At 70.9% G+C, this 23,656-nt stretch carries 20 protein-coding genes and 1 tRNA gene; 4 read left to right on the forward strand and 17 right to left on the reverse strand.

Annotation, left to right across the window (positions count from 1 at the left end):
* Positions 1 to 7: 7 nt before the first annotated feature.
* Complete coding sequence (locus IF04_RS0114770) at positions 8 to 679, reverse strand: ANTAR domain-containing response regulator (protein ID WP_030256254.1); 672 nt, start codon at positions 677 to 679, stop codon at positions 8 to 10.
* A 91-nt stretch (positions 680 to 770) separates the two neighbouring features.
* On the opposite strand from IF04_RS0114770, the gene IF04_RS0114775 reads away from it, so the two are divergent.
* Positions 771 to 854 (forward strand) — tRNA-Leu (locus IF04_RS0114775).
* An 87-nt stretch (positions 855 to 941) separates the two neighbouring features.
* Complete coding sequence (locus IF04_RS0114780; protein WP_030256257.1) at positions 942 to 1,727, forward strand: hypothetical protein; 786 nt, start codon at positions 942 to 944, stop codon at positions 1,725 to 1,727.
* A 1-nt stretch (position 1,728) separates the two neighbouring features.
* Here IF04_RS0114780 and pyk read toward each other — a convergent pair whose 3' ends face one another.
* Positions 1,729 to 3,165 carry a pyruvate kinase gene (pyk, locus tag IF04_RS0114785; protein ID WP_030256261.1) on the reverse strand — a complete coding sequence of 479 codons (1,437 nt, stop codon included), beginning with the start codon at positions 3,163 to 3,165 and terminating at the stop codon, positions 1,729 to 1,731.
* A gap of 228 nt (positions 3,166 to 3,393) precedes the next feature.
* Positions 3,394 to 4,131, reverse strand: coding sequence for an SIMPL domain-containing protein (locus IF04_RS0114790; protein WP_030256264.1), 738 nt, complete (start codon positions 4,129 to 4,131; stop codon positions 3,394 to 3,396).
* A gap of 313 nt (positions 4,132 to 4,444) precedes the next feature.
* On the opposite strand from IF04_RS0114790, the gene IF04_RS0114795 reads away from it, so the two are divergent.
* A complete protein-coding gene (locus IF04_RS0114795) occupies positions 4,445 to 6,268 on the forward strand; it encodes a bifunctional metallophosphatase/5'-nucleotidase (RefSeq protein WP_030256267.1) in 1,824 nt (607 codons plus the stop codon).
* Here the strand turns inward: IF04_RS0114795 and IF04_RS0114800 are convergent.
* The 3 genes from IF04_RS0114800 to pepN all read right to left on the reverse strand — a co-directional run bounded on the left by IF04_RS0114800 (position 6,224) and on the right by pepN (position 12,383).
* Positions 6,224 to 7,687, reverse strand: coding sequence for a lysine N(6)-hydroxylase/L-ornithine N(5)-oxygenase family protein (locus tag IF04_RS0114800; RefSeq protein WP_078600323.1), 1,464 nt, complete (start codon positions 7,685 to 7,687; stop codon positions 6,224 to 6,226). The two genes, IF04_RS0114795 and IF04_RS0114800, sit on opposite strands and share 45 nt — an antisense overlap.
* On the reverse strand, positions 7,684 to 9,390 hold the full coding sequence (locus IF04_RS39760) for a pyridoxal phosphate-dependent decarboxylase family protein (protein ID WP_037959554.1): 1,707 nt from the start codon (positions 9,388 to 9,390) through the stop codon (positions 7,684 to 7,686). Before IF04_RS39760 ends, IF04_RS0114800 begins: the two co-directional genes overlap by 4 nt.
* Positions 9,391 to 9,866: 476 nt before the next feature.
* Positions 9,867 to 12,383: an aminopeptidase N gene (gene pepN / locus IF04_RS0114810; protein WP_030256275.1), complete on the reverse strand. Its 2,517-nt coding sequence runs from the start codon at positions 12,381 to 12,383 to the stop codon at positions 9,867 to 9,869.
* A gap of 283 nt (positions 12,384 to 12,666) precedes the next feature.
* Here pepN and IF04_RS0114815 point away from each other — a divergent pair, with 283 nt between their 5' ends.
* Positions 12,667 to 13,209 carry a MarR family winged helix-turn-helix transcriptional regulator gene (locus tag IF04_RS0114815; RefSeq protein WP_030256278.1) on the forward strand — a complete coding sequence of 181 codons (543 nt, stop codon included), beginning with the start codon at positions 12,667 to 12,669 and terminating at the stop codon, positions 13,207 to 13,209.
* On the opposite strand, the gene IF04_RS0114820 is transcribed toward IF04_RS0114815, so the two are convergent.
* From IF04_RS0114820 to IF04_RS0114870, 11 genes are all read right to left on the reverse strand, one after another.
* Positions 13,163 to 14,500, reverse strand: a complete 1,338-nt coding sequence (locus IF04_RS0114820) for an MFS transporter (protein WP_051831254.1) — start codon at positions 14,498 to 14,500, stop codon at positions 13,163 to 13,165. The two genes, IF04_RS0114815 and IF04_RS0114820, sit on opposite strands and share 47 nt — an antisense overlap.
* 4 nt (positions 14,501 to 14,504) lie before the next feature.
* A complete protein-coding gene (locus tag IF04_RS0114825; protein WP_030256283.1) occupies positions 14,505 to 15,575 on the reverse strand; it encodes an aromatic ring-hydroxylating oxygenase subunit alpha in 1,071 nt (356 codons plus the stop codon).
* 1 nt (position 15,576) lies between these two features.
* The gene (locus IF04_RS0114830) at positions 15,577 to 15,798 is read right to left on the reverse strand and encodes a recombinase-like helix-turn-helix domain-containing protein (RefSeq protein ID WP_030256285.1); all 222 of its coding nucleotides are present in this window, start codon (positions 15,796 to 15,798) and stop codon (positions 15,577 to 15,579) included.
* A gap of 36 nt (positions 15,799 to 15,834) precedes the next feature.
* A complete protein-coding gene (locus IF04_RS0114835; protein ID WP_051831255.1) occupies positions 15,835 to 16,827 on the reverse strand; it encodes a PDR/VanB family oxidoreductase in 993 nt (330 codons plus the stop codon).
* A gap of 13 nt (positions 16,828 to 16,840) precedes the next feature.
* Positions 16,841 to 18,508, reverse strand: a complete 1,668-nt coding sequence (locus tag IF04_RS0114840; RefSeq protein WP_030256290.1) for a thiamine pyrophosphate-binding protein — start codon at positions 18,506 to 18,508, stop codon at positions 16,841 to 16,843.
* 9 nt (positions 18,509 to 18,517) lie between these two features.
* Positions 18,518 to 19,306, reverse strand: coding sequence for an SDR family oxidoreductase (locus IF04_RS0114845; RefSeq protein ID WP_030256291.1), 789 nt, complete (start codon positions 19,304 to 19,306; stop codon positions 18,518 to 18,520).
* A 91-nt stretch (positions 19,307 to 19,397) separates the two neighbouring features.
* Positions 19,398 to 20,135: an SDR family oxidoreductase gene (locus tag IF04_RS0114850; protein WP_030256293.1), complete on the reverse strand. Its 738-nt coding sequence runs from the start codon at positions 20,133 to 20,135 to the stop codon at positions 19,398 to 19,400.
* The gene (locus IF04_RS0114855; protein WP_030256295.1) at positions 20,135 to 20,656 is read right to left on the reverse strand and encodes a cupin domain-containing protein; all 522 of its coding nucleotides are present in this window, start codon (positions 20,654 to 20,656) and stop codon (positions 20,135 to 20,137) included. Before IF04_RS0114855 ends, IF04_RS0114850 begins: the two co-directional genes overlap by 1 nt.
* Positions 20,657 to 20,704: 48 nt before the next feature.
* Complete coding sequence (locus IF04_RS0114860) at positions 20,705 to 21,604, reverse strand: alpha/beta fold hydrolase (RefSeq protein WP_078600325.1); 900 nt, start codon at positions 21,602 to 21,604, stop codon at positions 20,705 to 20,707.
* Positions 21,601 to 22,569, reverse strand: a complete 969-nt coding sequence (locus IF04_RS0114865; RefSeq protein ID WP_078600327.1) for an aspartate dehydrogenase domain-containing protein — start codon at positions 22,567 to 22,569, stop codon at positions 21,601 to 21,603. The genes IF04_RS0114860 and IF04_RS0114865 overlap by 4 nt, the downstream gene beginning before the upstream one ends.
* Entirely contained in the window at positions 22,566 to 23,525 is a 960-nt protein-coding gene (locus tag IF04_RS0114870; RefSeq protein WP_030256303.1) for a VOC family protein, read from the reverse strand. Before IF04_RS0114870 ends, IF04_RS0114865 begins: the two co-directional genes overlap by 4 nt.
* Between the last annotated feature and the right edge of the window lie 131 nt (positions 23,526 to 23,656).

The following is a 23,656-nucleotide window of genomic DNA, read 5'->3' on the forward strand; positions in this document are numbered from 1 at the left end:
TGCCCCTCTACTCGGAGGGCTGCTCCTTCTCCTTCTGCTCCTTCTGCTTCTTCTCCTCGGCGTCCTCGATGACCGCCTCGGCGACCTGCTGCATCGAAAGCCGGCGGTCCATCGACGTCTTCTGGATCCAGCGGAAGGCGGCCGGCTCGGTCAGCCCGTACTGCGTCTGCAGAATGCTCTTCGCACGGTCGACCAGCTTCCGCGTCTCCAGGCGCTGCGTGAGGTCCGCGACCTCCTTCTCCAGCGTCCGCAGCTCCGTGAACCGGCTCACGGCCATCTCGATCGCCGGCACGACGTCGCTCTTGGAGAACGGCTTGACGAGGTACGCCATGGCACCGGCGTCCCGCGCCCGCTCGACCAGCTCACGCTGGGAGAACGCGGTCAGCATCAGCACCGGGGCGATGCTCTCCTCGGCGATCTGCTCGGCCGCGGAGATGCCGTCGAGGACGGGCATCTTCACATCGAGGATCACCAGGTCGGGGCGGTGCTCGCGGGCCAGCTCCACGGCCTTCGCGCCGTCACCGGCCTCGCCGACGACCGTGTAGCCCTCCTCCTCCAGCATCTCTTTGAGATCCAGACGGATGAGCGCCTCGTCCTCGGCGATGACGACGCGGGTGGTCTGCGGCGGGACGTGCGACTGCTCGTCGGCGACGGGCTGCTCGGGCTCGGCGGCGCTCACGTGACTCCTCGTTCCAGGCAGGTGGTGCGTATGCAGCCTACCTAGCGGCGCCTCTACATACGCACACGGTATGCTGCCCGTGACCCATCCAGCCGGGTTGATGGAATCGGCAGACATGATCGCCTCAAAAGCGATTGCCCGAAAGGGCGTGCGGGTTCAAGTCCCGCACCCGGCACTCAAAACACACAAAGCGGACGATCACCTTCGCGTGAATCTGCACGAAACAATCTCGCGAGCTGCGCCCGTCACACAGAGTAGCCGCATGAAGATGCACAGCTCTGACGTCCGTCACAAGGCGCTCGCCCTCCTACGATCCGGCCGCAAGAACGCGGATGTGGCCCGCGATCTCAACGTCCCGCTCGGCACCGTCGGCTACTGGCTGCACATGGACCGAGCCAAACGCGGTGAATCTCCAGGTCGCCGCCAGGCGCAATGCCCACGCTGCGACGGGGACCTCGACACCAAGGCGTACGCCTACTTGCTCGGCCTGTATCTCGGCGACGGGCACATCATCCAGTACTCGCAGCACCGAGTCCCCAGCCTCATGATCGCTTGCGACGAAGCCCGGCCCGGGCTCATGGACCAGTGCGAGGCCGCCATGCGCGCTGTGTTCCCCGACAACTCCGTCTGTCGCGTCCGCCGGACCGGCTGTCGCAACGTGAAGGTCTACTCGAGGCATCTCTGGTGCCTCTTCCCCCAGCACGGCCCCGGCAAGAAGCACGAGCGGCGCATCGTCCTCGAAACCTGGCAGCAGAAGATCGTCGACGCGCACCCGTGGGAGTTCATACGCGGGTTGATCCACTCCGACGGGTGTCGGATCACCAACTGGACGACCCGGATGGTCGGCGGTGAGCGGAAGCGTTACGAGTACCCGCGGTACTTCTTCACCAACAAGTCCGACGACATCAGGAGGCTCTTCACGGACACCCTCGCCAAGGTGGGCGTCGAGTGGTCGGTCCTGGCGCGCGGCTCGGACCCGTTCAACGTCTCCGTAGCCCGACGGGCGTCCGTCGCGATGATGGACGCCCACGTCGGGCCGAAGTACTGACCTACTCCGGGGAGTCGGTCTCGCCGATGTGGTGGACGCGGACCAGGTTGGTCGTGCCCGGGACGCCGGGAGGCGAGCCGGCGGTGATGATCACGACGTCACCGCGTTCGCAGCGGCCGATGCGGAGGAGTTGCTCGTCGACCTGGGCGACCATCTCGTCCGTGGAGTCGACGGTCGGGCCGAGGAAGGTTTCGACGCCCCAGGTGAGGTTCAGCTGGGAGCGCGTGGCCGGCTCCGGCGTGAAGGCGAGGAGCGGGATCGGCGAGCGGTAGCGGGAGAGCCGGCGGACCGTGTCGCCGGACTGCGTGAAGGCCACGAGGAACTTCGCGCCGAGGAAGTCGCCCATCTCGGCGGCGGCCCGCGCCACCGCCCCGCCCTGCGTGCGCGGCTTGCTGGTCTCGGTGAGCGGCGGCAGCCCCTTGGTGAGGATGTCCTCCTCGGCGGCCTCGACGATGCGGCTCATCGTCCGGACGGTCTCGGTGGGGTACTTGCCGACGGACGTCTCGCCGGAGAGCATCACCGCGTCCGTGCCGTCGATGACGGCGTTGGCGACGTCGGAGGCTTCCGCGCGCGTCGGCCGGGAGTTGTCGATCATCGAGTCGAGCATCTGCGTGGCGACGATGACCGGCTTGGCGTTGCGCTTGGCGAGCTTGACCGCGCGCTTCTGAACGATCGGGACCGTTTCGAGCGGCATTTCGACGCCGAGGTCACCGCGGGCGACCATGATGCCGTCGAACGCGGCGACGATGTCGTCGATGTTGTCGACCGCCTGCGGCTTCTCGACCTTGGCGATGACGGGGAGGAAGCGGCCTTCCTCGCGCATGATGCGGTGGACGTCCTCGATGTCGCGGCCGCTGCGTACGAAGGACAGCGCGATGACGTCGGCGCCGGTGCGCAGTGCCCAGCGGAGGTCGTCCTGGTCCTTTTCGGAGAGGGCGGGGACGGAGACGGCGACGCCGGGCAGGTTGAGGCCCTTGTGGTCGGAGACCATGCCGCCTTCGATGACGCGGGTGCGGACCTCGGGGCCGTCGACGCCGATGACTTCGAGGGTGACCTTGCCGTCGTCGACGAGGATGCGTTCGCCGGTGGTGACGTCGGCGGCGAGTCCCTCGTACGTGGTGCCGCAGACGTGGCGGTCGCCTTCGGTGTCCGGTTCGACGGTGATGGTGAATTCGTCGTCGGGTTCGAGAAGGACGGGGCCTTCTCGGAATCGGCCGAGGCGGATCTTCGGACCTTGAAGGTCGGCGAGTACGCCGACGCTGCGGCCGGTCTCGTCGGATGCCTTGCGGACCCGCTCGTAACGCGCCTCGTGGTCGGCGTAGGTGCCGTGGCTGAGGTTGAAGCGGGCCACGTCCATTCCGGCTTCGACGAGTGCCTTGATCTGCTCGTACGAATCTGTGGCGGGTCCCAGGGTGCAGACGATCTTTGCTCGGCGCATGGCGTCGACCCTATGACTTACCGGTGGGTAGAGAACTGTGGAGAAGTGACCGCCCAACGGCGGCGAGGTGAAAGGCTCTTGACAAGTATTGGAATGTGCGAGCGGCCGCTCCTATGAGCAGCTTTCGAGGCTTGCACGTGCGCTCGTACGCGCATCCGCACGCCCCCTGTATGTACGCACGCCCCAGGCGGCTCTGTACGGATTCGTCGGGCGGCGGGCCGCGTCACGTCACAGAACCGGCCGGGTCATCGTGAAGCGCGCGTTGACGTGTGCGTACACGGTCTGCTGCTGGGGTTCGAGGTCGAGCGCGGGGGCGGTCTCCTCGTGGGCGGCGCCTCCGTAGGCGGCGCGGGAGCGGAGCATCGGGTTGCCGGCGGGTGCGGCGTTCTCGGCGCCGATGTCGGCGAGTTCGACGAGCGCGTCAAGTCGCGCGCCGAGCGCTTCGGCGTACTCGCGGGCGCGCTGTACGGCTTCGCGTACGGCCTGCTGGCGGGCCTCGCGGTGGGACGGCGAGTCGGGGCGCAGGTCCCACCAGGGGCCGGCGACGCGGGTGAGTTCGAGGTCGGCGAGGCGGGTAGCGAGTTCGCCGAGTGCGGTGAAGTCGGTGAGGGTGGCGGTGAGGTGGACGTTGCCGTGGTAGGCGCGTACACGTTCGCCGCGGCCCTTGTGGGTGAGTTGGGGCGTGACGGTGAAGGCGCCGGTGGCGAGCTTTTCCACCGCCTCGCCGTAGCTCTTGACCAGGTCGAGCACTTCGGCGTTGCGGCGGGTGAGGTCCTGGAGCGCGGTGGCGCGGTCGGTGCCGCGGGCCTGGACGGTGATGCCGATGCGGGCGATCTCCGGGTCGACGTCGAGGCGGGCTTCGCCGCGTACGGCGACGCGCGGGACGTCCGGGGTGCCGTACGGGAGGGCGTCGCCGGGGGTCCCGGCGGGGGCGGTGTCAGTGCTGGTGGTGGGCGCGTCGGTCATGTGGTGGGGGGCTCCTTCTCACGGCGCGGCACGGCCTCGCTCCGGACGGCGTCCTGCTGCGCAGAGCCTCGCACGGCGGCGGGGGTTTGTCAGGCGAGTGCGGGAGCGGCCGGCGGCGCGGCGGTCATCTGATCGCAACCTGTGAGGGGTGTTGCTGGAGGGGCGCCTGCGCCAGAATCTACGCGCGTCGTTCATCCGAACGTGACGTACGAACGTGACGTCCATCTACGCGCGTTGTTCCGCTGTACGCCCCGTCGTACGCCCAGTTGTACGCCCAACGGTTCGCAGGGATGCGGACGGTCAAGGAGAGGTCATGCCGCTCGATCGCAGAACGTTTCTGGGAAGTTCCGTCGCCACCGGTGCCGGGGTGGCGCTGACGGGCGCCGGGGCGCCGGCCGCCGTGGCGAGCGGGCCGGCCGGCTCCCCGGTCCCCGCGGGGCACGGCCACAGCGGCGGCAAGCGGTACGCGTTCACCGTCATGGGCACCACCGACCTGCACGGCAATGTCTTCAACTGGGATTACGCGACGGACGCGGAATTCGATGACGCGGCCCACAACGACGTCGGTCTGGCGAAGATTTCGACCCTGGTGAATGAGGTGCGCGTCGACAAGGGACGCGGCAACACCCTCCTCATCGACGCGGGCGACACCATCCAGGGCACACAACTGGCGTACTACTACGCAAAGGTGGACCCGATCACCGGCGCGAACGGCCCGGTGCACCCGATGGCCCGGGCCATGAACGCCATCGGTTACGACGCCGCGGCGCTCGGCAATCACGAGTTCAATTACGGCATTCCGGTGCTGCGCAAGTTCGAGGAGAACTGCGACTTCCCCCTGTTGGGCGCGAACGCGGTGGACGCCAAGTCACTGCGCCCGGCGTTCCCTCCGTATGTCATCAAGCGGCTGCGCACTCCACACGGGCGCGACGTAAAGGTCGGCATTCTCGGGCTGACGAATCCGGGTATCGCGATCTGGGACAAGGCGAACGTCCAGGGGAAGATGGCGTTTCCCGGTCTGGAGGAACAGGTCGCGAAGTGGGTTCCCCGGTTGCGGGCGCTGGGTGCGGATGTGGTGATCGTGGCCGCGCATTCCGGGTCGAGTGGCACGTCCTCGTACGGGGATCAGCTGCCGTACGTGGAGAACGCGGCGGCGTTGGTGGCGCAGCAGGTGCCGGGTATTGACGCGATTCTGGTGGGGCACGCGCACACGGAGATTCCGGAATACCGGGTGAAGAACGAGCGGACGGGCCGTGAGGTGGTGCTGTCGGAGCCGCTGAAGTGGGGGCAGCGGCTGACGTTGTTCGATATTGAGGTGGCGTGGGAAAAGGGCCGCTGGTCGGTGGATTCGGTGTCGGCGCGAGTGCTGAACTCGAATGCGGCGGTGGAGGACGAGCGTATTTCCCGGCTGCTGCGTGACGCGCACGCGAAGGTGGTGCGTTATGTGAACCAGGTGATAGGGCAGTCGACTGCTCGCCTGTCCGCGGCGGAGGCTCCGTACACGGACACTCCGGTGTTGGATTTCATCGCGTTCGTGCAGGCGGAGGTGGTGCGGAAGGCGCTGGCCGGGGGTGCGTACGCGGATCTGCCGGTGGTGTCGCAGGCGTCGTGTTTCTCGCGAACGGCTGCGGTGCCGGCGGGGGATGTGACGATCCGGTCGATGGCGGCACTGTATCCGTTCGACAATACGCTGGAGGCGCGGGTGCTGACCGGCGCACAGCTGAAGGATTACCTGGAGTTCTCGGCACGTTATTACGTGCGGACGCCGGCGGGTGGCGAGGTGGATCCGTCGAAGCTGACGAATGCGGACGGCATTCCGGATTACAACTATGACGCGGTGAGCGGGGTGTCGTACGAGATCGACATCGCGAAGCCGGCGGGGCAGCGGATCGGGAAGCTGCTGCGGGACGGGAAGCCGGTGGATCCGGCGGCGCGTTTCGTGCTGGCGGTGAACAATTACCGGGCGAGCGGCGGGGGGAATTTCCCGCATGTGGCGAAGGCGGAGCAGGTGTGGGTGACGTCGGACGAGATCCGGAATCTGATCATTGAGTGGGTGAAGCAGTCGGGTTCGATCGACGCGTCGCGTTTTGCATCAGTGGACTGGAAGTTGACGCGGGACGGAGTTCCGGTCTTCTGACGGGCGTGTGGTGGCGGGCGGCTGGTGCTGGAGCCGTCGCCCGCCGGGGGTCTGCTGCTGCCGGCCCGGTTGCGGTGCCAGGCCGAAGGTGGTGAAGGCGGTGCGGTCGGGGAGGGGGTAGGGCGTGGTGCCGGTGAGGTGGTTGAGGATGACGGCGCTGCGCCAGGCGGCGAGGCCTAGGTCGGGGGCGCCGACGCCGTGGGTGTGGCGTTCGGCGTTCTGTACGTAGACGGAGCCGGTGACGCGGGTGTCGAGGTTCAGTCGGTGGTGGGCGTCGATGCGGGGGCGGCCGGCGGTGTCGCGGCGGAGGTAGGGGTCGAGGGCGCTGGTGAGTGCGTCGAGGCTGCGTTCGCGGTAGCCGGTGGCGAGGACGACGGCGTCGGTGCTGAGCCGGCTGCGGGTGTGCTGGTGGGCGTGTTCCAGGTGGAGTTCGATGGTGTGGGTGCCGATGCGGCCCGCGGTGCGGACGGTGACGCCGGGGGTGAGGACGGTGTCGGGCCAGCCGCCGTCGATGGTGCGTTCGTACAGCTCTTGGTGGATGGCGGCGATGGTGTCGTGGTCGATGCCTTTGTAGAGCTGCCATTGCTGGGGGACGAGGGCGTCGCGGGTGGCTTCGGGGAGGCCGTGGAAGTAGCGCGTGTGGTCGGGGGTGAACTGCTCGAGGCCGAGCTTGCTGTACTCCATGGGCGCGAAGGCGGGCGTGCGCGCCAGCCAGTGCAACCGTTCGTGGCCTGTGGGGCGGTTGCGGAGCAGGTCGAGGAAGATCTCGGCGCCGGACTGGCCCGAGCCGATGACGGTGATGTGGTCGGCGGCGAGCAGGCGTTCGCGGTGGTCGAGGTAGTCGGCGGAGTGGATGACGGGGAGGGTGGGGGCGTCGGCGAGGGGCCGGAGCGGCTCGGGGATGTGGGGCGCGGTGCCGATGCCGAGGACGACGTTGCGGGCGTACGTCCTGCCGAGTGCTTCGGCCTCGCCGTCGGCGTCGAGCTGGGTGTGGTCGACCTCGAAGACGGCGTGTTCGGCGTTCCAGCGGAGGGCGTCGATCTGGTGGCGGAAGTGCAGGCCGGGGAGGTTTTCGCTGACCCAGCGGCAGTACGCGTCGTACTCGGCGCGGGGGGCGTGGAAGCGTTCGGCGAAGTAGAAGGGGAAGAGCCGGTCGCGGTGCCTGAGGTAGTTGAGGAAGCTCCAGGGGCTGGTGGGGTCGGCGAGGGTGACGAGGTCGGCGAGGAAGGGGACTTGGAGGGTGGCGCCGTCGATCATGAGGCCGGGGTGCCAGTGGAAAGCGGGCTGCTGGTCGTAGAAGGCGCAGGTCAGGTTGGTGAGGGGCTGGGCGAGGGCGGCGAGTGAGAGGTTGAAGGGGCCGATGCCGACGCCGACGAGGTCGAGGGGGGTACGGGGATCGGGGGCGGGGGCGGTGGTCATCGGGGGGTGTGGCCTTCCACTAGGTCGATGAGGGCGCGCAGATCGTCGGGGTGCGCGTGGGGGTTGAGGAGGGTGGCCTTCAGCCAGAGGCCGGTGGGGGTGCTTGCACGCCCCAGTACGGCGCGGCCGTCGTGCAGGAGGCGGCGGCGGACGGTGGCGACGGTGGTGTCGTCGGCGCCGGTGGGGCGAAAGAGGACAGTGGTGAGGGTGGGGCGCGAGTGCAATTCGAAGGTGGGGCGCGCCTCGATGAGGTCGGCGAGGGTGCGGGCGGCGGTGACGGTGCGGTCGACGAGGTCGGCGATGCCGCGGCGGCCGAGCGCCTTGAGGGTGACGGCGATCTTGAGGATGTCGGGGCGGCGGGTGGTCCGCAGTGAACGGCCGAGCAGGTCGGGGAGGCCGGCTTCGGTGTCGTCGTCGGCGTTGAGGTAGTCCGCGCGGTGGTCGAGCGGGGCGAGGTCGCGGGCGTCGGGGACGGCCAGGAATCCGGCGGCGACCGGCTGCCAGCCGAGTTTGTGCAGGTCGAGGGTGACGGTGTGGGCGCGGTCCAGGCCGGTGAGCAGATGCCGGTGGGTGTCGCTGAAGAGGACCGGTCCGCCGTACGCCGCGTCGACGTGGAAGCGGGCGCGGTGTGCGGCGGCGACGTCGGCGAGGGCGGGCAGCGGATCGATCGCGCCGGAGTCGGTGGTGCCGGCGGTGGCGACGACGAGGAGGGGCCCGCTGAGGCGGTCGAGCGCTGCCGCCAGGTCACCGGGGTCGAGCGTGCCGTCGGGCGTGGGAACGGTGACGGGCGCGGGCAGCCCGAGCAGCCAGGCCGCCCGGTGGATGCTGTGGTGCGCGTTGGCCCCGCAGACGACTTGCAGGGGCGGGCCGATGGGGGCGGCGGGGCCGGGCTGTGACGAGTGGGGCGTGTGGGGGTGAGCGGCGAGGTGCGAGTGGGCGCCGTTGTGCGGGCGGGCGGGGTGCTCGGAGCCGTGGACGGCCCGGTCTCCGACGCGATGCCCGTCCGCGTGCGAACCGCCCTGACCCGGGCTATGCGCATGGCCGTGGCAGGGGCCGTACGGGGGCGCGTACGGAGCTGGGTACGGAGGCGTGTGAGCGGCCGCCCCGTGTGAAGCGGGGGTCCGGTGCTCGCGGGCGGCCCGCTCCGGGTCGGCCTCGTGCCCCCGTACCGGATGCTCCCCCGCCGCGTGCTCCTGGGCGGTGTACTCCTGGGCCGCTCGCTCCCTGGCCAGCAGCACGGCGAGCTGGTTCGACTCGGTGCCGCCCGTGGTCACCAGGGCTTCGGCGTCGGGCCCCTGCGGGTGCACGAGCTCGGCGAGCGCGCGGGTGGTCAGGGCTTCCAGCTCGGAGGCGGCGGGGGCCTGGTCCCAGGAGTCCATGGAGGGGTTGAGGGCCGACGCGGCGAGGTCGGCGGCGGTGGCCAGGGCGAGCGGCGGGCAGTGCAGGTGCGCGGCGCAGTGCGGGTCGGCGGGGTCGGCGGCGCCTGCGGCGAGGGTACGGACGACCGCGCGCAGGGCGGCGTGCGGTCCGGCGCCGGTGTCCTGGAGGAGCGGCGCGCACGCCTCGCGCACGGCGTCCGCGACGCTCTCGGGACCGCCCACCGGCAGTGGCCCGCCGCGCTCGGCGGCCCCGGTGGCCAGGGCGTCGAGCACGGTGTCCAGCAGCGGCCGCAGCGCCTTGACGCCTTGCGGGCCACCGGCCAACTCGGGTGTTTCCGTGGCGGATTCTGCGGCTGCGACGGATCCGGGTGCGGCAGTGGTGGGCGTACCGGGGAGCGTGGGCGGAGGAGCGTGAGCGGGTGCCGGTACGGCGGCCGGCGCCGGGTGCGGGACGGGCTGACAGGCCTGACTTACGGGGCTTGCGGGACTCGTGGGGCTTGGGGGGCTTTCGGGGGTGCTGTCGCCTGGGGCCGGGGCGCCTGGGGCGGGCACAGGCATGAATGTGCCCTTCTTGTTGGGGAATCGATTGGTTTAGGGCGACCTAAGTTACTTCCGGTGTCGAGTACTTCGCCGAGATGCGGGTGGAGTCCACTCGCACGAGGGACGCGCGTACGGGTTTCGGCGAACGGATCTGGTATGGGCCCGCCCCACACTGTTCGCTGCCGCTCCCGCACCCCGGCAAAGCGCTCGAGGTCCCCTGAGGGACCTGAGCTCCCCCGGATTTCACCCCTGCCCGGATCTCACCCCTGGGCGTCCCGCACGGCCAACGCGCGGCGGAGGTCGTCGAGCTGGTCGGCGAGCTTGCGCCGGAGGGCGGGAGTGGGCTCGGCGTCGCGCAAGCAGGCCTCGCCGAGCCGGAGGGTTCCTGCCTCGACGAACGGTGCGGGGAACGCGTACCGGCCGGCGGCTTCTGCCAGGGCCGGGCCTCGGCGCTCGGCGAGGGTGACGGCGTCGGTGAAGTACCGCTCCACGTAGGGGCGTACGAGGTCGGCCTGTTCGGGGGCCCAGAAGCCGGTGGCGGTGGCGGTGAAGAGGTAGGTGGACAGGTCGTCGGCGGTGTCGGTGGTGAACATGGCGTCCCAGGCGGTCTTCTTGGCGGCCGGGTCGGGGAGCGCGGCGTGGCAGCGGGCGGCGCCTTCCTTGCCGCTGGCGCTGGGGTCGCGGGTCAGTTCGGCGTCGATGGCGGTGGGTGTGGTGGCGCCGAGGACGGCGAGGCGGCCGAGGATGCGCCAGCGCAGTTCGGGGTCGAGGGCGGGGCCGCCGGGGACGGTGTCGCCGTCGAGCCAGTCCTGGATGCCTTCGGGGGTGGTGGCGCTGTCGATGAAGGTGCGGACGGCTGCCAGGCGGAGGCCCTGCCGGTCGCCGTTCTCGCTGCCTTCGGTGCGGCGGAGGATGTCGCGGCAGAGGTCGACGAGGGTGGTGAGGGCGGCGGGGCGGTCGGCCGCGGGGAGGTAGCGGTCGGCGATCTGGCTGCGGGCGAAGGCCAGTACGCCTTGGACGAGGGCGGTGTCGGTCTCGTGCGGGAGGTGGGCGCGGACGGCTTCGAGGTAGGCGGCGGGGGGCAGTTCGCCGTCGCGGACCATGTCGCGGGCGGCGTTCCAGACCACGGCGCGGGTGAGGGGGTCGGGGAGGCCGGAGAGGGCGGTCTGTGCGGTGGTCCAGGAGGTGGGGTCGAGGCGGACCTTGGCGTAGGTGAGGTCGCCGTCGTTGAGCAGGACGAGGTCGGGGCGGCGGCCCGGGATGGTGTGGGTGCGGCCTCCGGGCAGGTCGTGGGTGAGGGGTGCGCGGGGGACGAGGCGGCCGGGGGTGGTGGGGTCCTGGTCGTAGAGGCCGATCGTGAGGTGGTGCGGGCGGTCGCCCTCGTGGGTGACGGTGAGGGCCCAGGAGCCTTCGGTGGTCTCGTCGATGGCGGGGGTGAGGGTGTCGACTCCGGTGGTGCGCAGCCACTTGTCGGCCCAGGCGTGGACGTCGCGGTCGGTGGCGCGGGCGAGGGAGTCGGTGAAGTCGGCGAGGGTGGCGTTGCCGAAGCGGTGCCGGGCGAAGTGGTCGTTGATGCCGGCGAGGAAGTCCTTTTCACCCATCCAGGCGACGAGTTGGCGCAGTGCGGAGGCGCCCTTGGCGTAGGAGATGCCGTCGAAGTTGAGGAAGGCGGAGGCGGTGTCGGGGACGGCGTCGGGGGCGGGGGCGACGGGGTGGGTGGAGGGGCGCTGGTCGGCGTCGTATCCCCAGCTCTTGCGGGCGACGCCGAAGTCGGTCCAGGTGTCGGTGAAGTGGGTGGCTTCGCTGAGGACTTGGTACCCCATGTATTCGGCGAAGGACTCGTTGAGCCAGATGTCGTCCCACCAGGCGAGGGTGACGAGGTCGCCGAACCACATGTGGGCCATTTCGTGGGCGATGACCATGCCGCGGGTCTGGCGCTCGGTGTCGGTGACGGCGGAGCGGTAGACGAATTCGTCGCGGAAGGTGACGAGTCCGGGGTTCTCCATGGCGCCGGCGTTGAATTCGGGGACGAACGCCTGGTCGTAGGAGTCGAAGGGGTAGGGCTCGTCGAAGAGCTGGTGGTAGCGGTCGTAGCAGCGGCGGGTGATGTCGAGGATCTCGTCGGCGTCGGCGTTGAGGTAGGGAGCGAGGGAGCGGCGGCAGTGGATGCCGAACGGGAGGCCGGCGTGCTCGGTGCGGACGGAGTGCCAGGGGCCGGCGGCGACGGCGACCAGGTAGGTGCTGATGGGCGGCGTGGGCGCGAGGGTCCAGCGGCCTTCGGGGGTGCGGGTCTCGCGGGAGTTGCCGAGGACGGTCCAGCCGTCGGGGGCGGTGACGGTGAGGGCGAAGACGGCTTTGAGGTCGGGCTGGTCGAAGGCGGGGAAGACGCGCTGGACGTCTTCCATGAACAGCTGGGTGTAGACGTAGGTCTCGCCGTCGGCGGGGTCGGTGAAGCGGTGCATGCCTTCGCCGGTGCGTGAGTACCGCATGGTGGCTTCGACGTGCAGCTCGTGCTCGCCGGGGGTGAGGCCGGTGAGCGGGAAGTGGTTGTCCTGCAGGTCGGCGGGGTCGAGGGGCCGGCCGTCGAGGGTGATGCTGTGCAGGTGATCGGGCTTGAGGTCGAGGAAGGTGTCGCCCGAAGTGCGCGCGCTGAAGCGGATGACCGTGCGGGTGGTGAAGTGCTCCTCGCCGGTGGTGAGGTCGAGGTCGATGTCGTAGTGGTGGACGTCGAGGATGCGGGCTCGGGTTTGCGCTTCGTCGCGCGTCAATGCGGGCATGGCGTCATGCTGCCGCAGGTCGGCGGCTCCGCGCACCCATGCCTCCGAGCCTGTGGATAACTCGGCCTGGCGGGGCTGTGACCGGGGCATCGGGCCGGTGTGCGGCCTGGCCGGGAGGGCGCGAGGGCGAGGGCGACGGCTGCCGAAAGCCGCCGGAGCGGTGGCGGGAAGCGTCCACCGGCGGCCCCTGACCGTTAAGCGGCGCGGCTTCTCAGTACTAAGATTTCCGGAAGATCACGGCCGGGTGCCCGGCCCGAGGGGCGAGCCCGGGGAGGGTGCCGAGATGGCGAGGAAGACGGCGGCGCGGGACGCGGTGGCCGGCATCATCGAGGACTGGCGGCGGGAGCGGCCGGAGCTGGACACCTCGCCGCTGGAGGTGCTGGCGCGGCTGCACCGTACGTTCCTGCGGTACAGCGCGAAGCTGACGGCTTCGGTGGAGTCGCACGGTCTCTCGGTGGCCGGGTTCGATGTGCTGACGGCGCTGCGCAGGGCGGGGAAGCCGTACCGGCGCACGGCGGGTCAGCTGGCCGATTCGGGGCTGATCTCGTCGGCGGGCGTGACGCTGCGGATCGACCGGCTGGAGAAGGACGGCCTGATCGTGCGGGAGCGCGATCCGGAGGACCGGCGGGTGGTGCGGTCGCGGCTGACGGAGGAGGGGCTGGCCAAGATCGACGCGTTGTTCGCCGAGCATCTGGAGAACGAGCGGCGGATGCTGGCCGGCCTCTCCCCCGCCGAGTGCCGTCAGCTGGCGCGGCTGCTGTCGAAGCTGGAGCGGTCGATCACGGAGTCGGGTGCGGCGGAGCCGGACTCGTCGTCCGGGGCCTGACCGGCGGCTCTTCGGTGGCGGGCGGGTCGGGCCGGAGCAGGAGCCATGCCCCGCAGAGCAACGTGACGGCCTGGGCGCCGATCAGCAGCGCGTATCCGGCGCCGAAGCTGTGGCCGCCGCCGAGGCCGATGGCAGCTCCCATGGCGGTGGGCATGAAGGCCGAGACCAGGTTGCCGACGCCGTTGACCACTCCGTAGGCGCTGCCGACCGTACCGGCCGGTGCGTGCCGCTGTACGAGGGTGGGGATGGCCGGGCCCTGCAGTCCCCAGAAGCCGCCCGCCAGGATGAGTCCGGTGGCGGCGAGCCAGGCGGCGTCCGCGGTGATGACGAGCAGGACGCAGCTCCCGGTGCCGAGCGCGCCGACGACGAACAGCAGGGGCAGCCTGCGGGCGGACAGCTTGTCGATGAGGTAGCCACCGAGGAAGCCGGAGGCCAGGCTCGTCAGGAAGGGCAGCGCGGAGACGGCACCCATCTGGGCGAGGGAGAAGTGGCGTTCCTGGAGGAGGTACGCCGGCAGCCAGGAGCTGCTCCCCCACAGGTAGGCCAGGGTGGCGATCTCGATGAGCAGGATGCAGCCGAGGCGCGGGGTGCGCAGGGCTTCCCGCAGGGTGGCCGCGACGCCGCGCCGCGGTCCCGCAGGCGCGCTCTCCTGACCGGTCCGGCCCTCCCTCGTGCGGCGCGGTCCCCGTCCCCGTATGAACAGCGCGATCAGCGGCAGTCCGATCGCGGCGTTCAGGAGCGCGAGGAGCACGAAGGACGTGTGCCAGTCGTAGCGGTGGACGAGGTAGGTGATCAGGGGCAGCCCGACGGCGGTGCCCAGGGAGACGCCCATGGAGCTGACCGCGTTGGGCCTGCCCACCTCGTGCGGCGCGAAGTGCTCCTTGACGTACATCGTCTTGAGCGAGAACAGCGGGCCTTCGGACACGCCCAGCAAAAAGCGGAGGGCGATGAACATCAGGGCGCCGAGCGCATACGGGGAGAGCAGGGTGAGCGCCGCCCACAGGCCGACGCTCACCAGGAGGCCGCGCCGCGCCCCCAGGGCGGATTCGTACAGCGGGGTGAGGAAGAAGGCGGCGAGTCCGTACCCGATGAGGAAGACCGTCATCAGGGCGCCCTGAAGGACGCGGTCGCCGGTCATGCCGAAGTGCTCGGTGAAGGCGCGGTCGGTGATCAGTACGGAGACGTTGACGCGGTCGACGTAGGAGATCAGGACGACGGCGAGCAGGCTGAGGACGCCCGCCCACCGCCGCGGGGAGGCCGTGGCGGTGGGCGGTGCGGCGGTCGGCGCCACGCTGTCAGCCGCCGGCGGGGGCGGTCGCTGCGGCGGGCTCGGGGGAGGCGAGCGCGGCGGCCTGCTGTTCGGCCGCGGTCCGGTAGAGGCGGCGCAGCCGTACGACACCGAGGTCGTGCTGGTAGAGGTTCTCGGCCTGGTCGGCGTCGTGCGGCATGGCCTCCAGCATGACGCGGTCCTGTTCGAGCACTTCCCAGTGGCGCTTCTCGATGAGTGTGCGGTACAGGAAGCGCCAGGTGTCGCGCTGCCAGCCCGTGACCTTGCGGTAGCGCCAGAAGAAGACGCCGCTGCGGTGCTCGTCCACGGGGCAGATCATGCCGACGATCCCGAAGGGGCCACCGGGGCCCGCGGACGGCGGGTACGGGATGGACAGGTCGACCCAGTCGATACCGGTGCGGCACAGTTCGACCCAGTCGAAGTTGACGCCGCGCTGGTCGGTCTTCTCGAAGAAGTAACCGCGGTCGGTCTCCCGGATGCGGAACTTGGCGGTGGTGTCGCCGTCGAACATCGTGTGCGACTCGTGGTGCAGGAACTGTCCGTGCATCGGGTCGAGGAGGTTCTCCATGCCGAACCGCCAGGGGACGTTCCACTCCGCGTAGCAGAGGATGGCCTCGGTACCGGGGTCGGTGAGCGGTTCGGGGAGGGTCAGTTCGCACGGCTCCGGGTGCTGCTCGTCGCCGAAGTAGGCGAGGATCGCTCCGCCGACCTCGCGTACGGGGAGGCTGGTGACGAGCTTCTTGCCCTCCAGGTTGCAGCCGGGCAGGCCCGGTACGGAGGAGACCGTGCCGTCGCCCTCGACCTCGACGCCGTGGTACCAGCAGGCCACGCGGTCGCCGAGGTGCTTGCCGAGGGAGAGCCGGGCGCCCCGGTGGGGGCAGCGGTCGGCGAGCATGTGGAGGGTGCCGTCGGCGCGGCGGAAGAGGAGCCAGTCCTCTCCGAGGGCGGTGACCTTGCGCATGCCTCCGGGGGCGACGAAGTGGGACGGCACTACGGGGTGCCACTGGTTGCGCAGCCCGGTGGCGTAGATGTGGTCGGCGGTGGCGGTGGTGCCGGCCTTGGTGTGGGTGAGGGTCATGTCAGGCTCCCAGGCGGTGCATCTCGGCGCGGAAGGTGTCCTCGGTCCAGGGGGCGCCGTCGGGGGCGTGCACCTGCCGGGAGTTGAGGCCGCGGACGACGTCGGCCAGCTCGTGGCCTTCCTTGGTGAAGACCTCTTCGAGGGTCGCGGCGAGCTTGTACTCGTACGGGGTGGGCTCGTGCGTACGGGACTGGTGGACGTCCAGGTACGGCCAGGGGGTCATCGGTGCCTCCGGTGTCTACAAGGCGAGCGGGGTGGCTTACAGGTCCAGGACGAGGCGGTCGGAGGCACAGCGCGAGACGCAGATCATCATGGTCGCGTTCGCTGCGTGCTCGGCCTCGCTGAGGAGGAAGTCGCGGTGGTCGGGGACGCCTTCGAGGACGCGGGTCTCGCAGCTGCCGCAGATGCCGTCGCGGCAGGAGCTCTCGGCCTGCAGGCCGGCGGCCTCGGCGGCTTCGAGGATCGAGGTGTCGGCGCCTACGCTGAGCGTCGTACCGGAGCGGCGGCACTCGACCTCGAAGGCGCTGTCGTCGCCGCTGCGCTCCACGGTGGGCGCGGCGAAGCGCTCCACCCGGAGCTGTGTGGCGGGGCAGCGGTCCTCGACGGCGGCCAGCAGCGGCTCGGGGCCGCAGCAGTACACGAGGGTGCGGTCGTCGAGGCCACTCAGGGCGGCGTCGAGGTCGATGTGGCCGTGTTCGTCCTGGGGGTGGAGGACGAGTTCGCCGCTTCCCTGGGTGGCGAGGTCGGCGAGTTCGCTGCCGAAGGCCATCGAGGCGCGGCTGCGGCCCCCGTGGACGAGCCGCCAGGGCACGCCCTTACGGGTGGCTTCGCGGGCCATGGCCAGCAGCGGGGTGATGCCGATGCCGCCGGCGATGAACAGGTACGCGGGTGCGTCGGCGAGCGCGAAGTGGTTACGGGGGCCGACGGCGGTGACGGTCTGCCCGGGGCGCAGCTGGGTGTGGACGAAGCGGGAACCTCCGCGGGAGGCCGGTTCGTTGAGGACTCCGAGGCGGTAGCGCGTGGTGTCGAGGGGGTCGCCGCACAGGGAGTACTGCCGGGTGTGGCCGCCGACGTGCAGGTCGAGATGGGCGCCGGGCTGCCAGGCGGGCAGTGGCTTGCCGTCGGGGTGGACGAGGTCGACGGAGAGTACGCCGTCGGCTTCCCAGGTCATGCGGTGGACGAGCAGGTCGAGGCGGGGCTCGGCGGCCGTGGCCTGGTCGAGGGTGCCCGACTGGGTGTCGTTGCTGGTCATGGCGTCGGCCTCCTCACGCGGTGGGGATCTTGACGGGCGGGGTGAACGGGTTCTTCATCGGGCCGAGCGCGTCGAGGTCGACCTCGACGAGGGTGGGGCCGCCGGAGGCGACGGCCTCGGTGAGGACGGGCGCCGCGTCGGCCTCGGCGGCGATCCGGGCGTACGGCAGGCCGCAGGCGCGGGCCAGAAGGGAGAAGTCGGGGGTGGTGAGGTCGACTCCGGAGCGGCGCTCGCTGTAGCGGTCCTGCATGTTGCGGAGCACGCCGTAGCCGCCGTCGTTGAAGACGAGGAGGGTGAGAGCGGGCCGCTCCTGGGCGAGGGTGAGGAGCTCCCCGAGGTGCACGGCGAGGCCGCCGTCGCCGGCCATGACGACGGTCGGTTCACCGGGCCGTGCGAGTGCGGCGCCGAGGCCCATGCCCAGGCCCTGGCCGATGCCGCCGCCGCGCGGGAAGACGTTGTCGCGCGGGTCGTAGATCTCCAGCAGGCGGTTTCCCCAGCTGCTGGAGGGGATGGTGACGTCGCGGGCGATGACGGCGCGGCGCGGCAGGGCGTCGCGCAGCGCGTCGCAGACGGCGGCCTGCGGCCCGATGCCGTCGTGCAGGGCGGCGCGTACCTCCTCGCGTACGGAGGCGACGCGGGCGGTCCAGCCGGGCTCTGCGCTGCCGGTCGCGGGATCGTCGCCGGGGGCCGGCTGCTCCTCGGGCAGGCGGGCGAGCAGGGCACCGAGTACGGCGTCGGCATCGCCGTGCAGCGCGTGCTGCGCCGGGTAGACGCGCCCCAGGGCGGCGGCATCGACGTCGATCTGGAGGTGCGCTTCGGGCAGGGCGAGCGAGTAGTCGCCGGTCTCGTTGGAGCGGAAGTGGGTGCCGACGGTGAGCAGGACGTCGGCGTCGGCGAGCAGGGCGCGGCCCGCCGGTGTGGTGGCGAAGTTGCCGATGACCTGCGGGTGGTCCTCGGAGACGGCGCCGCGGCCGGAGTTGGAGGTGAACAGTCCGGCGCCGGTGCGCGCCAGCAGCTCGGCGAGCCGGTCCCCGGCCCCGCAGGCGCCGCCTCCCGCCCAGATCAGCGGCTTGCGGGCGCCGGCCAGCAGCCGTGCGGCGGCGTCGAGTTCGGCAGCCTCCGGGTGGGCCGTCTCCGGGGGCGCCACGGTGACGTGCTCGTCCTGCTGGGGCGCGTACTGCAGGTCGATCGGCCACTCCACGCTCGCCGGGCCGCCCGGTGCGCGCAGGGCGGCGCGGGCCGCTTCTCGGAGGACGCGTCCCGCGGCGTCCGTGGAGGGCACGGTCGCTGCGTACGTGGAGACCGCGCGCAACATGGCGAGCTGGTCCTTGGTCTCGTGGATGAAGCCGCGGCCGCTGCCGAGGTACTGGCTCTCGATCTGGCCGGTGACATGCAGGACGGCGGTGCCGGCGCTGAGCGCTTCGATGAGCGACCCGGCGGCGTTGCCGGCACCGGTACCGGTGGAGGTGAGAGCGCAGCCTATGGAGCCGCGGGCGCGTCCGTAGGCGTCGGCGGCGTTCACCGCGGTGGCTTCGTGGCGTACGGGCACGAAGCGCAGCTCACGGTCGACGGCTTCGACGAGCGGCAGGTTGTGGACGCTGACGATGCCGAACACGGTGTCGATGCCGAGTTCGCGCAGGACGGCGACGAGGAGGTCGCCTCCGGTGGGATGGTGCGTCATGGAGGCTCCTCAGAGGATGCCGCGGCCGACTCCGCCGCAGACGTCGATGCTGGTTCCGGTGATGTAGGAGGCGCGCGGCGAGAGGAGGGCCAGTACCGCGTAGGCGACTTCCTCGGCGCGGCCGAGGCGGCCGAGGGCGATGCCGCGGTCGGCGGCCAGTTCGGCCTGCCACTCCTCGTAGCTGAGTCCGCTGTCGGCGGCGGCGTGCCGGCGTGTCCACTGTCCGGTGTCGACCAGGCCGAGGCACACGGAGTTGACGCGGATGCCGTCGGGGGCGAGTTCCCGGGCGAGGTTGGCGGAGAGGTTGAGGATGCCGGCGCGGGCGGCGCTGGTGGTGATGAGGCGGGGTTCGGGCTGCTTGGCCAGTACGGCGTTGATGTTGACGATGCCGGCGGCGTCGGAGGCGCGCAGGTGCGGAAGGGCGGCGTGCAGCGGGTTGAGTACGCCGGCGAACTTCAGCTCCAGTTCGTCGCGCCAGTCCTCCTCGGTGGTCTCCGCGAGGCGCTTCATACGGGACTGCCCGGCATTGTTGACCAGGCCGTCCAGGGCGCCGAAGTGGTCGGCGGCGCGGGTCACGAAGTCGCGTACGGCGGTGGCGTCCCGTACGTCGCAGACACCGGTCAGCAGCCGGTCGGTGCCTGCTCCGAGGCGGGCCGCGGCCTTGTCGAGGCGGTCGGCGTCGCGGCCGCAGGTGGCGACGCGTGCGCCTTCGTCGAGGAGGGCGCGGACCGTGGCCAGGCCGACGCCCGAGCTGCCGCCGGTGACCAGTACGGTGCGGTCGGCGAGGCCCAGGTCCATGGGATGTTCCTTCGGTGGTGGCGAGCGGTGCGAGGTGCCCGGGAGGGGCGCCCGGTGGTGGCCGCGCGGGCCGGCGCGCCGGGCGGGTTGATCAGTGCATGGTGAAGCCGCCGTTGACGGCGATCACCTGTCCTGTGAGGTAGCGGGATTCCTCGCCCAGCAGGAAGGCGACGATGCCGGTGAGATCGTCCGGCTGCTGGGTCCGGGAGATGGCCCGGTTGAGCCGGTAGAGCTCGTGGCGCTCCGCGGGGACGTTCTCGGTCGCCTCGCACTCGGTGATGCCGGGCGCGACAGCGTTGACGGTGATGCCCCGGTCGCCCAGCTCACGGGCCATCGCGCGGGTGAGGGCGATGACCGCTCCCTTGGAGGCGATGTAGTGGGCCAGCCGCGGGGAACCGTACAGAGCGGCGTCCGACGCGAGGTTGACGATGCGGCCGCTGCCCGCGGCGAGGAGCTGGGGCAGCAGGGCGCGGGCGACGAGCCACGGCCCGCGGGCATTGACCGTCATGATGCGGTCCCAGGCGTCGATGCCGATGTCCTGGAATTCCTTGCCGCCCACGCCGTTGGCGAGGCCGGCGTTGTTGACCAGGCCGTGCAGCGGTCCCAGCTCGGCGACCCGCTCCGCCATCGCCGCTACCGACTCCGGATCGGCGACGTCGCACGGGACGAAGTGGGCGTCGCGGCCCTCGGCGCACAGCTCGTCGGCCACCCGCTTGCCCCGCTCGGGGTCGAGTTCGGCGAGTACGACGCGGTGTCCCTCCGCGGCGGCCCGGCGGGCCATGGCCTCCCCCAGACCACGGCCGGCGCCGGTGATGACGACGGTGCGCATCAGTCGCGGGTGACGCCGTGCATCGGCGAGTGCTCGGGGTAGGTGGGGACCTGCGGCTTCTGCGTGCCGATGACGACGCAGAAGAGGGCGTCGGTGTCGCCCTCGTTCTTGAGGGACCGGGCCACACCCGCCGGCACGACGATCATGTCGCGGTACCCGAGCGTGCGGTACTCGACCTCGTCCTTGCCGCGGTGGATACCGACCCTGACCTGGCCCTCCAGGACGAAGAACGCCTCTTCGACGTCGTGGTGGGTGTGCTCGGGGCCCTCGGCGCCGGGCGGCAGCAGCATGTTGGAGAAGGTGAAGCCGCCGGACGGCAGGACACGGTTGTCGCCTTCGTGGTTACCGGTGGCACCGGAGCCGACGTACCGGATCTGGGCACGGCGGTACTGGTCACCGGCCTTGGCCTGGAAGGCCAGGGTGTTCCAGTCGGGTTCGCGGGAGTCCTTGGTGGCAATCAGGGAGTCGGTGTAGCGGGCGAGGTCGCCGCCGTTGTCGTAGTCGGTGGTGGTGATGGGCATGACGTGCCGTCCTTTAGTCGTATTAACGGGCGGGGCTGTGGACAGTCCTCAGCCGGCTTCGGCAATTCCTGCTGAAATTCGGAGGTGGGCAAGAACCCACGCGTCGAAGGCATCGGGCTGTTCCTGGTTCGCGAGGTGACCGGCGTCCTTGACGATCACGTACACGGAGGAATGGAGGTCTGCTGTGAGCGTCTGGCTCGCTTCGATACCGGTGACCCGGTCCTGGTCACCGCAGAGCACCAAGGTGGGCGCCGTGACGGCGGCGAGGTCGGCAATACGCAGGTCGGTGGCGGCCATCGACTCGGTGGCGTAGCGGTAGCCGGGCAGCCGCAGGGAGCGCGCCATGGTGTCGGTGACGCGCTGGACGAGAGCCTCGGGAGCGGCTTCGGAGACCAGGCGGGGGCCGCGCCGTTCGGCGAAGGCGCGGGAGCCGGCTTCGGCCAGCTCGTCGGCCCGGGCCCGCATCGCTTCCGCCTTCGCCGGGTCGGTGCCCGAGCCGGCACTGGAATCGGCGACGATCAGAGAGGAGACGAGTTCGGGGTGGCGGGCGGCGAGCCGCACGGCGATGACGCCACCCCAGGAGACCCCGAGCACATGAGCGCGGCCGCCACGCTGCCGGATGAGGGCGGCGGCGGTGTCGGCGAAGTCGTCAAGCGTGAACGGGCCTGCCGGATCAGCCGACTTGGCGTAGCCCGGCGCGTCCCAGGCCACCACGCGCACGTACCGGCTCAGCGTGGCGAGCTGCGGCGCGAACGCGGCGGAGGAGGACCCGATCCCGTGCAGACACAGCAGTACAGGACCGCTGTCGCCGGCCTCCTCGACATGCAGCCCGGCGAGATCGTAAGGAGAAGACGTGGAGGAGTCGGACGACCCGATGGCTACGGAGGACTCAGGAGACGTGGACGAGGAAGAGGGAGGGAGAGTGGGATGAGCGGTGTGGCCGGTCATAGGATCTGCCCCCTCCGCCCGGCGAGGGCGCCGAGGCTGCGCAGCACCGCGTACGGCACGACCTGACTGGTGGCAGGGTTGCCGGGGTCGGGGAGGTGCTGCACTTCGAAGCGGTAGACGCCGTGGCTGCCGGACGCCTCGATGACGTGCCGGGTGTGCTGGGCCGCCGGGTCGGCGACGACATGGACACGTACGGCATCCAGGTCGCCGACGGCCAGCGCGACGGAGGCGGCGACGTTGGTGGACTTGGGGAACTTCACCGGCACGTCGCGGGCGGTGCCGCGCATGACCTCGACCGGTCCGGTGGCCGTGCGCATCCGGTACAGCAAGTCCTCGTCCATCCAGGGCTGTTCGAGGGTGCTGGGCAGCTTGGTGGTGGTGAGGGTGACGTCGGTGAGCTCGCCGAGGGAGCGTACGGCCTGCAGCAGGTCGAGGCCGCCGACGGCACCGCCGGTGAAGTACACCCGCCCCGGGCCGGCGGCGAGAAGAGCGGAGGCGAGGTCCTCATCGGTGAGCGCACCGGTGGAGGCGATGAGGAGATCGGTACCGGAGCGCAGGACGCGTTCGCCCCATTCGCGGACGACGCTCTGGCCCGCCGCTTCGACGATGAGGTCACAGTGTTCGAGGGCGTCCTCGAAGGAGAACTGAGGTACGGGGGCGTCGCCGAGAGCACGGTTGTCGACGATGCAGATCAGCTCGGCGCCGGGGACGTTCCCCTCGGCGAGCGCGGTACCCACGACGCGGCCAATGGCGCCCCAGCCGACGAGGCCGACCTTGCGGGAAGTGGGGGGCGTGGTGGATGCCGGGGAGGCAGTAGGCGCCGTGGCTGTCGAAGGGAGGGGCGCCGAGGAGGCGGTTGGCGTGGTGGACGAAGGGTTCGCCGGGGAGGTGGTGGCCGTGGTTGCCGAGGGGAGGGGCGACGTGGTGGACGACGTCGGGTTGTGCGTGGTGGTCCGGTGTGTCATGCGGGGATCTCCTGGGAGGCCGGCTGGGTGAGGGGGCCGGGGTCGGGGTGACCGGCCATGTGGGAGCGGATCTCCTGTGACGGGGGACCTGCGGTACCCCACAGATCGGACAGCTCCGGCACCCGGCGCCAGACGCGGGCGATCCAGGCGTCCTCGACGATCTGGGCGACCTCGGAGGTGTATTCGCAGACGAGACCGGAAGGGTCGGTGAAGTAGGAGAAGGTGTTGTTACCGGGCCCGTGTCGCCCCGGCCCCCACTGAGGGTTGATGCCGTGGTGGCGCAGCCGGCCCAGACCGCGCATGAAGTGGTCGACCGAGCTCATCTCGTACGCGACGTGGTTGAGGGAGGCCCACTCGGCCTGGTTGAAGGCGATGCAGTGGTGGTCCGCGTTACAGCGCAGGAACGCCATCTGGTGTTCTGACCAGTCCGATACCCGCAAGCCCAGAACGTCGCAGTAGAAGGCGACGGCGGCGTCGATGTCGGTGGTGTTGAGGACGGCGTGGGTGACGCCGACCGGGACGGCGCCGTCGCGGCCACGCGGGGCGACGGCTTCGACCTGGGCGCTGATCTCGATGAGCCGGTGTTCGGGGTCGGTGAAGCGGAGTCCGTAGCCACCGCCGACCTGGTCCAGCGGGCCGGGGCCGGTGACGGGCGTGATGCCGCGGGCGAGCAGTCGGCGGGCGGCCTCGTCGACCTCGGCGGGGGTGGCGACGGCGAAGGCGATCCGGCCGAGTCCGGTGCGGTCGGCGCGGGTCAGCTGGAGGACGTGGTGTTCGTCGCCCGTGCCGCGCAGCCAGCGTGCGCCCCGGTCACCCTCGACGGCCTCCAGGCCCCAGACCTCCTGGTAGAAGTCGGCGGCTTCGGTGAAGGCGGGGGTGAACAGTTCGACGCACCGCAGGGAACGCAGACGCGCGATGGGCTGCTGGGGCGGAGGCTGGTGCGGGGTACGGGACATCGCTGTCTCCAGTCGTACGGGGGGGCGATGGGGGCGGAGCGGTGGGCTGGTGGTGGGGCTGGGCGGTGGTGGGAGGCGGAGGAGGTGGGTGGGGGGCGGGGCGGGGCCCCCGGAGAGGAGCGGTGCGGGCC

Origin of the sequence: Streptomyces violens (genome assembly GCF_000717745.1) — a bacterium.
GTDB classification, from domain to species: domain Bacteria; phylum Actinomycetota; class Actinomycetes; order Streptomycetales; family Streptomycetaceae; genus Streptomyces; species Streptomyces violens.

What these genes read in the sequence shown, in the direction of transcription:
- IF04_RS0114870 (WP_030256303.1), bottom strand. Translation starts at nt 23,525, where the DNA reads ATGTCCCGTACCCCGCACCAGCCTCCGCCCCAGCAGCCCATCGCGCGT.
- IF04_RS0114850 (WP_030256293.1), bottom strand. Translation starts at nt 20,135, where the DNA reads ATGCGCACCGTCGTCATCACCGGCGCCGGCCGTGGTCTGGGGGAGGCC.
- IF04_RS0114840 (WP_030256290.1), bottom strand. Translation starts at nt 18,508, where the DNA reads ATGACGCACCATCCCACCGGAGGCGACCTCCTCGTCGCCGTCCTGCGC.
- IF04_RS0114835 (WP_051831255.1), bottom strand. Translation starts at nt 16,827, where the DNA reads ATGACCAGCAACGACACCCAGTCGGGCACCCTCGACCAGGCCACGGCC.
- IF04_RS0114790 (WP_030256264.1), bottom strand. Translation starts at nt 4,131, where the DNA reads ATGACCGACGCGCCCACCACCAGCACTGACACCGCCCCCGCCGGGACC.
- IF04_RS0114780 (WP_030256257.1), top strand. Translation starts at nt 942, where the DNA reads ATGAAGATGCACAGCTCTGACGTCCGTCACAAGGCGCTCGCCCTCCTA.
- IF04_RS0114845 (WP_030256291.1), bottom strand. Translation starts at nt 19,306, where the DNA reads ATGGACCTGGGCCTCGCCGACCGCACCGTACTGGTCACCGGCGGCAGC.
- IF04_RS0114830 (WP_030256285.1), bottom strand. Translation starts at nt 15,798, where the DNA reads ATGACCCCCTGGCCGTACCTGGACGTCCACCAGTCCCGTACGCACGAG.
- IF04_RS0114815 (WP_030256278.1), top strand. Translation starts at nt 12,667, where the DNA reads ATGGCGAGGAAGACGGCGGCGCGGGACGCGGTGGCCGGCATCATCGAG.
- IF04_RS0114855 (WP_030256295.1), bottom strand. Translation starts at nt 20,656, where the DNA reads ATGCCCATCACCACCACCGACTACGACAACGGCGGCGACCTCGCCCGC.
- IF04_RS0114800 (WP_078600323.1), bottom strand. Translation starts at nt 7,687, where the DNA reads ATGACCACCGCCCCCGCCCCCGATCCCCGTACCCCCCTCGACCTCGTC.
- IF04_RS0114860 (WP_078600325.1), bottom strand. Translation starts at nt 21,604, where the DNA reads ATGACCGGCCACACCGCTCATCCCACTCTCCCTCCCTCTTCCTCGTCC.
- IF04_RS0114825 (WP_030256283.1), bottom strand. Translation starts at nt 15,575, where the DNA reads ATGACCCTCACCCACACCAAGGCCGGCACCACCGCCACCGCCGACCAC.
- pepN (WP_030256275.1), bottom strand. Translation starts at nt 12,383, where the DNA reads ATGCCCGCATTGACGCGCGACGAAGCGCAAACCCGAGCCCGCATCCTC.
- IF04_RS0114865 (WP_078600327.1), bottom strand. Translation starts at nt 22,569, where the DNA reads ATGACACACCGGACCACCACGCACAACCCGACGTCGTCCACCACGTCG.
- IF04_RS0114795 (WP_030256267.1), top strand. Translation starts at nt 4,445, where the DNA reads ATGCCGCTCGATCGCAGAACGTTTCTGGGAAGTTCCGTCGCCACCGGT.
- pyk (WP_030256261.1), bottom strand. Translation starts at nt 3,165, where the DNA reads ATGCGCCGAGCAAAGATCGTCTGCACCCTGGGACCCGCCACAGATTCG.